Here is an 8,939-nt window from a genome sequence, read left to right as displayed (position 1 = left end):
GCAACAAGTACTTGGCCTATCCAGGTTATATCTTGAGGAAGATCCGGTTCTTCTCCAGATACCGGATCAACCCCCAGCAGATCACGAAGTAGAGGGCCGTCCCTGCCGCCGCGTACCACAGCGGGGCGTCCTTCGGCAGATAGGGCCGCACGGCCTGCTCGACCATCGGATGGACAATGTACGCCGCCAGGGCGTTCGTCCCGAAGGTGCGGAATACCCCTGCCGACAGGCCCCCGACGTCGCACGCCGCGACGAACAGGGCGTACACGGCCAGTGAGAAGCCGGCGGCGAACGCCTGGTAGGAGACGCTCCCCGTGCGCTGGCTCATCGTCCAGAGGTCGACGACGGCTCCTTCAGCGGGCGGCGTGAAGGGAGGCGGGGCGATCCCGCCGACGCAGGAGAGAAGATAGCCCGACAGCATCAGGACGGCTCCCCAGCCCAGGAACTCGGGGATCGCCGTCCCCCGCGCGCGGCCGTCGGCGTCGCGGGCGGCGATCGCGTCGTAGGCGAACGTCCCCGCCAGCATCGGGATCGCCCAACTCAAGACGCCCAACCACCCACCGTCGATCACCGGCGTGTTCCAGGCGAAATCGAGCCAGAACCACGCCGAGAGCCCCAGGTGCAGCACCGCGCCGAAGATCAAATAGATCACCCGCGCCCGCGTCGAGGCTGCCACGACCGGCAGGATCCAGACCGACGTCAGCCCGATCTGGACGAGCGTCTGGCAGAGGGAACGTTTGAACGCCGTGGAGAAGAAGCCCGAAGGCCCCAGCTTCCGCAGCGCCTCCCACGACTTCACCTCCCCGTCCAGGTGATAAATCACGAAGCCCAGCAGCACTAACCCCAAAGCCCGACGCACGACGGCCCAATCCGCCTCGCGCCGGCCGACCGTCGCCAGCCGACGAAGGTACGTCAGTCGGTAGGCGAACCCCACCGCAAAGAAGAAGTGGGGCATGATCGTATCGGCGTAGCTGCAATACGTCCGGTGGTGCTTGAACGTCGCATGGAAGGCGGTCAGCCCCCCCACGAAGTTCACGAACAGCATGGCCGCGACCGTATAGCCCCGAAACTGGTCGAGGGACTCGATCCGCCCGCGCGGCGACGTCGGCGCTTGGGACATCTTCGGTTCCATCCGATCTGGACTCGGGAATGGAGACGCCTCACTCGACAGGACCATTTCCTGTCGAAAGAGCGTTTGAAGCGTGGACATGCCACGCCGTGAACCGAGCTCTTCCGGCCCTGAGGCCGCCGCAGCGATATCAGACTGGATTCGCGCCCCGTCGATCCATCTGAGCCGCCTCGACCTGCCAGGGGCTCAAGGATTTCGCCGACCGAGCCATGTTCGCGAGAATGCCGCGAGACGACGCGGACAAAATCGACCGATGGGAACCAAGATATCGATAGAGGCGCCGAGGCGAAAGCCTGCCGTACGGACGGCCGTTGGATCGAGGGGAGTCAGGGGCGAGTGACGCGAAAATGATCAAACGAAGCCAGGCCCAGGACGCCGAAAGGGGGCCCCAAGTCCATTTCCGGGAGTGGTTTGCGTTCGATGGCTTCGGTCGTCGGTCCCGGCGAACGGACCCGAAGAAGACGGCAAGGCCGTCACGCGCCGGTTGTCTCCTACGAGACTGGGCGCGTTGGCTCGAACGACGTTTCCTCCGGTGGGATACCGTGAGACGCCGAGCGAAGATGATCGAACGAAGCCATGGCCGGAAGGCGGAAATGCGACGTGAAAGCCTTCACGGGGTTGGCTTTGCGTCCGACGGGTTCGGTCGCTGGGGATTGCAATCGAACCCGCCGACGGCGGGCCGCCTCCCCTCGGGGTTGAGGGGAGGACGGCGAGGGTCGGGCTCACGGCTTGGGGGCGGCGGCCTTCGGCTCGGCGGCCTTGGCGGCCGGGGCGGCGCCGGCAGGGGCGACCGGCACGGGGACGTTCGGGAAGAGGTCCTTGGGCATCGGCTTGACGTCGATCTTGGCCGACTTGCGGGCCTCGGTCAGCAGGGTCCGCTGAAGTTCGGCGGCGTAGGCCGAGGTGACGTACGGCTTGACCTGCTCGAAGTCGGGGGCCTTGCCTTCCTTGCGGTCGGTCACCTGGATCAGGTGGAAGCCGAACGGCGTCTCGACCGGGTCGGAGACCTGCCCCTTCTTGAGCTTGAAGGCGACGTCGGTGAACTCGGGGATGAAGCCGCTGTTGAGGTTGAAATAGTCCAGGTCGCCGCCGGCTCCGCCCTGGTTGGCCGGGTCCTGCGAGAACTTGTTGGCGGCGTCGGCGAACTTGATCTGGCCGGCGTCGATCTGCTTCTTGATGCCCAGGAGCTGCGCCTTGACCTTCTCCTTGTCGGCCGGCGTTGCGTTGGGCTCGGTCTTCAGCAGGATGTGGCTGGCGCGGACCTGGGTGCCGGCGAAGAGGTCGTGGTGCTCGGCCAGGAACTTTTTCAGCTCGGCGTCGGTGGCCTTGGCCTTCACGAACTCGATCCAGCGCAGGCGGTCGGTCATCTCCTTCTTGATCTCGTCAAGCGAGAAGCCGTTCTCCAGCAGCGAGGTCGCCAGGTCCTTGCCTTCAGCCTTGAGCCCCTGCTCCAGCTTGGCGATCTCCTCCTGCACCTGCTCCGGCTTGACGACGATCTTCTGGCGAGTGAGGAACTGGGTGACCAGCTTCGTGTTCACCAGGGTGTCGACGGCGTCGCGATAGACCAGCTCGCGATCCTCGGTCGGCGGGATCGGGTAGCGGGTGACGACGTTGAAGACCTCGCCCTTGGTGATGTTGTCGGTCACGCCCTTGTCGGTGACCGTGGCGATGACCTCCGTCGGGTTCGTCACCGACGGCATGGCGACCTTGGGCTCTCCCGGGGCCGCCTGCTGCGCCGAGGCCCGGTCCGCAGCGAGGTTCCATCCGAGGGCCGCCGTGGCGACCGCGAAGCTGGCAAGCACGATCCTGCGCATCAAAGGGATCTCCCTGAACCTTCTCTGTTCCCACGGCAAAGGCCGGCAGCCTTGACCGATTTTCCGGATTATAACGATTTCCTCAAGCGCCGCCGCGCGAATCGATCCCGAAACCCTACGACCCCGAGAACCACCGATAGGCCGCCAACACCGCCGAGAGCACGAGGGAGACCACGATCATCGACGTGATCGGGGCAAAGACGCTCACCCCAGGCCGCTCGATCCGAATATCGCCGGGCAGCCTTCCGAACCAGGAGAGGGCTCCGGACCAGACCACCAGACCCAGCAGGATCACTCCGAACCCGACGAGGATGATGACTGGCCCCATGGAACCGTTCCCAGCCATGACGAACTCCCCTTGCGAAAGCCTTGCAGAGACCGCCCCCACGGCCCATGATGGCGACACCTCTCCGACGAACGCAACCGCCTTGCCGCCAGACCTTTTCCGGAGACGCTCGGTGCTGAAGACGACCTGGACGGCGACCCTCGCCGCGATTTTGACGACGACGATTGCGACCGCCGCGGAAGACCCGATGAAGGCCCTTGCCCCGATCATTCAGGATCTCGGCTCGGGCGTCCGCGTCGGGGTGCTCGTCGAGGTCGTTCCCCATGAAATCGCGGCCTATCGAAAGGACGCGGGCCTCACGCTGCCGACAGCCAGCTCGATCAAGACGGCCATCATGATCGAGCTGTTCGCCAAGTTCCCGAAGGCCCTGGACGCCCCCGCTCCAGGGCTCGACGAAATCCTCAAGGACGAGCATCCAGCCGTCGCCCACTTCGACGCCAAACAGCGCGACGAGATCCGCGCGGGGCTCAAGGGGGCCAGCGTCCGCCGCATCGGCCGGGTTCTGCTCGGCTCGGAAGACGCCTCGAATATCGTCTACAACGCCGCCTGCAATGTGGCGATCGCTCTCCTGGGCGGTCCCGACGAGACCACCGCCGCGATCCACCGCCGCGACCCCGCCTTCCTGCCGATCATGGTCCGCCGCTACATGCTGACTGACCGCAAGGTCCGCGGCGACAACGAGGCGACCGCTGAGTCCCTGGCCGCCGTGCTGGCCCGGCTGGCCTCGCGGACGGTGCCGAACCTCGACCCCGCCACCGCCGAAGCCTGCCGAACGGCTCTCACCACGGGCGACGACCCGGCGATCGGCCGCCGCCATTCCAAGGGGGGCTCGCTCGACACACTCCCCATCACTCGGGTCGCATCCGGCTGGTACGACCGCGACGGCAAGGCCCCGATCGTCTACGTCGTCATGATCGCCAAGGGCGATTCCGGTGCCGCGACCCCTGAGGAGGCCGGCGCGAAGATGGAGGCCGCCGCCGACAAGATCGCCCTGGAGATTGTGACCTTCTTCGCCAAAGGAGATGCCAAACCCTGAGAATCAGGGCCGCGAGCGCTCGGGGAAAGGCGCGGGGAGGCGGAAGACGGTGGACTGTTCGACGGGCTCAAAGTCGACGGTCTGGTAGAGGATCATGGCCGGCTCGTTGTCGGCCAGGGCCTGGACCTCCATCGTCAGGAAGCCGCGTTCGCGAGCCTGCCGGATGATCTCGCCGAAGAGGAACCGGCCGTACCCCTTGCGGCGGTGGGCAGGCTCGACCTCGACCCCGAAGACGCCCAGTCGGGGTCGGCCGTCGTTCCGGCCGAACCAGGTCATGTCCCAGGTGTAGGCTCGGGCGACCTCGACGCCGTCGGCCCGCGAACGAAGCCCGACCCGCATCGGATGGAAATCGGCAAGAGCCAGGATCTCCCACCACGAGGAACCGACCGGGTCTTCCTCGAAGACGGTCTCGAACTGACGGCGGAGAATCCCAGCGCGGGGGTCGCGAGGGTCGGGACGGTGGAGGTCGAAGTGGAGGTGGACGGCCGTGCTGATGGGCTCGTAGCCCAGGTTGGTCAGGGTCGAGTTGAAGAGGAAGTGGCTCGACGGCACCCCGGCCGCCTCGCTGCCGCCGTAGAGCCCCCAGTAGAACGGGTTCATGGGGAGGGCGCCGCCGCCGTAGAGGACCTTCGCCCCCTTCCGTCTCAGGTAGCGCTCAGCCTCCACGACGAGACCGCCGGCCGTTTCCTCGGCACCCGCGCCGGGCTCGACGACCAGCATGGCGACGACCCCCATCTCGTGGTCGAGGCGGAGCGGTTGCGGCGGCTCGGACTCCACGGGCCCGAACCCAGCGTGGACGAAGCCGACCGGTCGACCGTCGCGCTCGGCCACGATCAGCCCTTGCCGGTCGAAGGTCGGCGGGTTGAAGGCGTGGTCGTCCAGCTCGTGGACGCTCAGGGGACGGGCCGACGACGACTCTGGAACAGCGGCGTTCCAGAGCTTGACCAGTGCGGGTGGGTCGGCGTTGCGGAAGGGTCGGTAGTGGATCAACGGCCGAAGTCGCGGGGGTCCGTTGCGACGGGGAAGCGGGTTCAGACGGCGGGCGTCGCGGGCCCGACGAGCCGGGTCAAGGGACGAGCACCATCACGTCCTCGCCCTCGACCTTCACCTCGAAGACGTCCACCTTGATCTTGGGGCCCAGTGGCGTCTTGCCGGTCTGGACGTCGAACTCCCATCCATGCCAGGGGCACGCGACCTTGCACCCCTCAAGCGGTCCGTCCACCAGCGGCCCCCCCTGATGAGGGCAGAGGCCGTCGATGCAGGAGATCGTTCCGTCGACGTTGAACAGGGCGTAGACCCGACCTTCGAACTCCACTTCCTTCGCACCGCCGACCGGGAGGTCCTTAAGGTCGGCCATCTTGACGAACTTCGGCATCGCGGATCGGGCCCTTTGATTTCTCTGCTGTCGCGACGACCGCGACCTGAGGCCAGTTTAACATGAAGGCCAGGCCGCGGGGTGGTCTACTCATCTGTACGTGAAAAGGCGTCTCGGCGTGTGGGGACTTTCACGATCGGATCGACGTCGACGCCGGCTTGCCGAGCTTCCCTCCACAGCCGTAGATCGAGCACCAGCCGACGAACTCCCAGCAGTCGCGGTGGTGCGGAGCGCCGCATTTGGCGCAGAGGGTGATCGGGCCGGTGTCGACGATCTCGCCGCAGACCTTGCAGACGGGAGGCCCCTCGTCTGGATCAGCGGCCGCATCTCCTTCCAAAAGGGTGACGCCCTCGCCGACCCTCCTGCGGACCCCCTCGCGGAGGCCCTTGTGGATGGTCAAGGTCTCCGCGACGGCCGCGAACAGCGCTTCCTCGTCGTCGCTGAGGTTGCGGTCGATCTGGACGAGCAGACGCTCGGGGATGATCGAGATCGACAACCCTCCGGGTTGGACCAGGCGTTGAAGCCCCTGGACGGCCCATCGCGTCGCGGGCGAGAGGAAGTCGAGCGCCATGTCGGGGTCGTTGGCGCGGACGGCGTACGCGCCGTCGAATTCCCGGTCTCCCACGCGGACGGGCTGCGTCCCCTTGGCGACCATACGCACGGCCGGCGAGTTCTGAGGCGTCAGGTCCAGCCGGAACGGCATCCCTGTGCGGAAACGGACGACGACGCGCGTACTGGTCCCTCCCGGCCTTCGCCCCGAGGCTGGCGCGAGCCCGACCCGGACGATGTCCTCCCCCTCGGGGAAGCTCACGATGGGAGAATCCGACAGGCCGCGCGTCTCATAACGGCCGCCGAAGCGCGAGGCCAGGCGGCGGAAGGCCCGGTAGCGGGAGCCGGTCGCCCAGGCTCCGGCCTTCGCTAGCATCCGAATGACCACATACGCCGCCAGGATTGTGAGGGCGAATCCGATCATGCTCATCGTCGCTCGTCGCACCCCCCGCGAGAAGAAATCGAGGCTGGGACGCGAGATTCATCTTAAGATCGAGCCGCCCCGTCGGACAACGCGACAACCGTCGAAATCCGTCTCAATCGATGGCGACGGCCAGCGTGGCGACGTATCCGGGCCTGGGCGAGACCTCCCAGAGCCGCCAGCCGCGAACCTCGTCCATCGGCTCGCAGAGGCGGAACGCCTCGGGAGGACGGCCTGCGCCGAACAGGGTCTCGAACTCGGTCGCCAACCCAGCCAGCCCCACTCCCTGGGCTTTCACGACGGCCTCTTTCCGCGTCCAGCCCCGGATGAACGCCTCCGAGCGGTCGTCCTCGTCGAGCCTGCGGAACTCGGCCGATTCGGCCGCGGTGAAGTAGGATTCGACGATCCGGTCGGACTGCTGGATCGTTCGGTACTCCTCCACGTCGACGCCCAGTTCCACGTTCTGCGCCACGGCGATCAGCGCCAACTCTCCCGAGTGACTGACGTTGAACCGCCAGGGCCCGTCCGGAAGCATGGGCTTTCCACCCGGTCCCACCTCGAAGGCCACCGAGTCTGGGGCGACGTGCGACAATCCGCCTAATATCGATCGGAGCGCCCCGCGACACTTCACGAACTTCCGCCCGTCGCGAGCCCTGACCAACCGTTCCGCCCGCGCTCGTTCATCGGCTGAAAGCAGGTCCCACTCGGCCGACTGGCGAAACGCGTCGTCACCAGAGAGGTCCACGCGGTAGACGTGGATCGTCCCGGTGGCGGGGAGGATCGTTGAGCCGGCGAAGTCGAGGATCAAAGGAGGCGTGGTGGACATCGTCCCTCTTGTACCACATCCCCGGTATGGTGTTCAGTGGAAGCCGGGCAGCCGTCCGAACAGGAATCTGCAACGAAGGGGAAGCGCATGGACTGGAAGCTTGGAATGACGTCGGCGACTCTCGTGATGTTCGTGGCGGGAGCCTGGGCGCAGGAGCCGTCCAAGGGAAAGGTCGACCCCAAGATCAACGAGCAGTTCCAGAAGAAGGAAAACGTCGACCGGTTCATCAAGAGCTTCGAGGGCCACGACCGCGAGGTCTCAACCAAACGCGACGCGATTGTGGCCGCCCTGCAACTCAAGCCGGGGATGGCCGTCGCGGACATCGGCGCGGGGTCGGGGCTGTTCACACGGCTGATGGCCGAGAAGGTTGGAGCCGAAGGGGCCGTCTACGCCGTCGACATCTCCAAGGACTTCCTGAAGCACATCGACGCCCAGTCGGCGAAGCTCGGTCAGAGGCAGGTCAAGACGGTCCTCGGCTCGCAGAACGGGACGAACCTGGAGCCGGAGTCGGTGGATCTCGTCTTCCTGAGCGACGTCTACCACCACTTCGAGGATCACCAACAGATGTTGGCCTCGATCAAGAAGACACTCAGGCCCGGCGGCACGTTGATCGTCATCGAGTTCGACCGCAAGGAAGGCAAAAGCTCGGAGTTCATCCTCAAGCACGTCCGCGCTGGGCAGGCCGATTTCCGCAAGGAGATCGAGGCCGCCGGATTCCAGTCCGCCGACGGCCCCAAGCCCGAACTCAAGGAGAACTTCTTCGCCCGCTTCCGTAAGCCGGCTGAATAGTTGTCGGTTCTTGGTTCTCGGTTCTCAGTTGGGAGCATCCATCTCTGACAACTGAGAACTGACAACCAGCAACGATTTAACGGTCCGGGTCGGCGTAACCGCCGGCGCGGCGGAGGTCGTTCCAGACCTCGACGAACGCCTGGGTTTCGGCGTCGCGCCAGGAGAGGCCGGCGTCCTCCAGATCATTGGCGCGTCGTCCCCAGCGTTCGCGGGACTCCAGGGACCACGCGGCGACAACGCTGCGATAGGCCAGCGGATGGAACACCGGCGGGGGCGGCGTCCGGTCGGGCTTGGCCGGTTCCGCCTTCGCGGCCGGCTTCGCCTTGCGTGGGCGCGGAAAACGGACTGGCGGCGGGCCCTCTTCGACCAGGGGGCCAGTTGCTAGAGTGGTGGGCTCCGCGTCCGTCAGTCCCAGCCGACGCTGCTCCCCGCGACGTCGCGAGGGGGTCGAAGGTCGCTGCAACGTTCCCAGTTCGCTCATCGAACTCGCCTCCCGTTTTGGAGCCGTGGATCGTCGTTCGTGACTCCGATGGCGTGTCCCTCGCCGTCGCCTATTCTACGTCGCCTTTCACATAGGGTTCAAGTGTGCAGTTAGAGATTTTCTCTCTCTGTATCAAGCTTACGCTTGAACCCTTAATCCTTGTGGGAATTAAC

10 protein-coding genes are annotated in these 8,939 nt (G+C 65.9%); 2 read left to right on the top strand and 8 right to left on the bottom strand.

Annotated elements, in window-relative coordinates; all coding sequences use genetic code 11:
• Positions 1-25: 25 nt before the first annotated feature.
• From G5C50_RS30540 to G5C50_RS30530, 3 genes are all read right to left on the bottom strand, one after another.
• A complete protein-coding gene (locus G5C50_RS30540) occupies positions 26-1,120 on the bottom strand; it encodes a heparan-alpha-glucosaminide N-acetyltransferase domain-containing protein (RefSeq protein ID WP_240907427.1) in 1,095 nt (364 codons plus the stop codon).
• Positions 1,121-1,851: 731 nt separating this feature from the next.
• Positions 1,852-2,943, bottom strand: coding sequence for a peptidylprolyl isomerase (locus G5C50_RS30535; RefSeq protein WP_165075460.1), 1,092 nt, complete (start codon positions 2,941-2,943; stop codon positions 1,852-1,854).
• 115 nt (positions 2,944-3,058) lie between these two features.
• Entirely contained in the window at positions 3,059-3,271 is a 213-nt protein-coding gene (locus tag G5C50_RS30530; protein ID WP_165075475.1) for a DUF2905 domain-containing protein, read from the bottom strand.
• 130 nt (positions 3,272-3,401) lie between these two features.
• Between G5C50_RS30530 and G5C50_RS30525 the strand changes: the two genes are divergently transcribed.
• A complete protein-coding gene (locus G5C50_RS30525) occupies positions 3,402-4,325 on the top strand; it encodes a serine hydrolase (RefSeq protein ID WP_165075457.1) in 924 nt (307 codons plus the stop codon).
• A 3-nt stretch (positions 4,326-4,328) separates the two neighbouring features.
• Here the strand turns inward: G5C50_RS30525 and G5C50_RS30520 are convergent, their stop codons facing one another.
• The 4 genes from G5C50_RS30520 to G5C50_RS30505 form a co-directional block, all read right to left on the bottom strand.
• Positions 4,329-5,315, bottom strand: coding sequence for a GNAT family N-acetyltransferase (locus G5C50_RS30520; RefSeq protein ID WP_165075455.1), 987 nt, complete (start codon positions 5,313-5,315; stop codon positions 4,329-4,331).
• A 76-nt stretch (positions 5,316-5,391) separates the two neighbouring features.
• On the bottom strand, positions 5,392-5,700 hold the full coding sequence (locus G5C50_RS30515) for a Rieske (2Fe-2S) protein (RefSeq protein ID WP_165075452.1): 309 nt from the start codon (positions 5,698-5,700) through the stop codon (positions 5,392-5,394).
• Positions 5,701-5,830: 130 nt separating this feature from the next.
• Positions 5,831-6,679 (bottom strand): RING finger protein, encoded by an 849-nt coding sequence (locus G5C50_RS30510; protein ID WP_165075449.1) that lies wholly within the window; start codon positions 6,677-6,679, stop codon positions 5,831-5,833.
• Positions 6,680-6,785: 106 nt separating this feature from the next.
• The gene (locus tag G5C50_RS30505) at positions 6,786-7,496 is read right to left on the bottom strand and encodes a 4'-phosphopantetheinyl transferase family protein (RefSeq protein ID WP_165075447.1); all 711 of its coding nucleotides are present in this window, start codon (positions 7,494-7,496) and stop codon (positions 6,786-6,788) included.
• 87 nt (positions 7,497-7,583) lie between these two features.
• Here G5C50_RS30505 and G5C50_RS30500 point away from each other — a divergent pair, with 87 nt between their 5' ends.
• Entirely contained in the window at positions 7,584-8,285 is a 702-nt protein-coding gene (locus G5C50_RS30500) for a class I SAM-dependent methyltransferase (RefSeq protein ID WP_165075444.1), read from the top strand.
• 76 nt (positions 8,286-8,361) lie between these two features.
• Here G5C50_RS30500 and G5C50_RS30495 read toward each other — a convergent pair whose 3' ends face one another.
• On the bottom strand, positions 8,362-8,766 hold the full coding sequence (locus G5C50_RS30495; RefSeq protein WP_165075442.1) for a hypothetical protein: 405 nt from the start codon (positions 8,764-8,766) through the stop codon (positions 8,362-8,364).
• Positions 8,767-8,939 lie beyond the last annotated feature (173 nt).

The sequence above is a fragment of the Paludisphaera rhizosphaerae genome, from assembly GCF_011065895.1.
In the GTDB taxonomy this organism is placed as follows: Bacteria; Planctomycetota; Planctomycetia; order Isosphaerales; family Isosphaeraceae; genus Paludisphaera; species Paludisphaera rhizosphaerae.
This window is presented reverse-complemented; position numbering and strand designations above follow the sequence as displayed.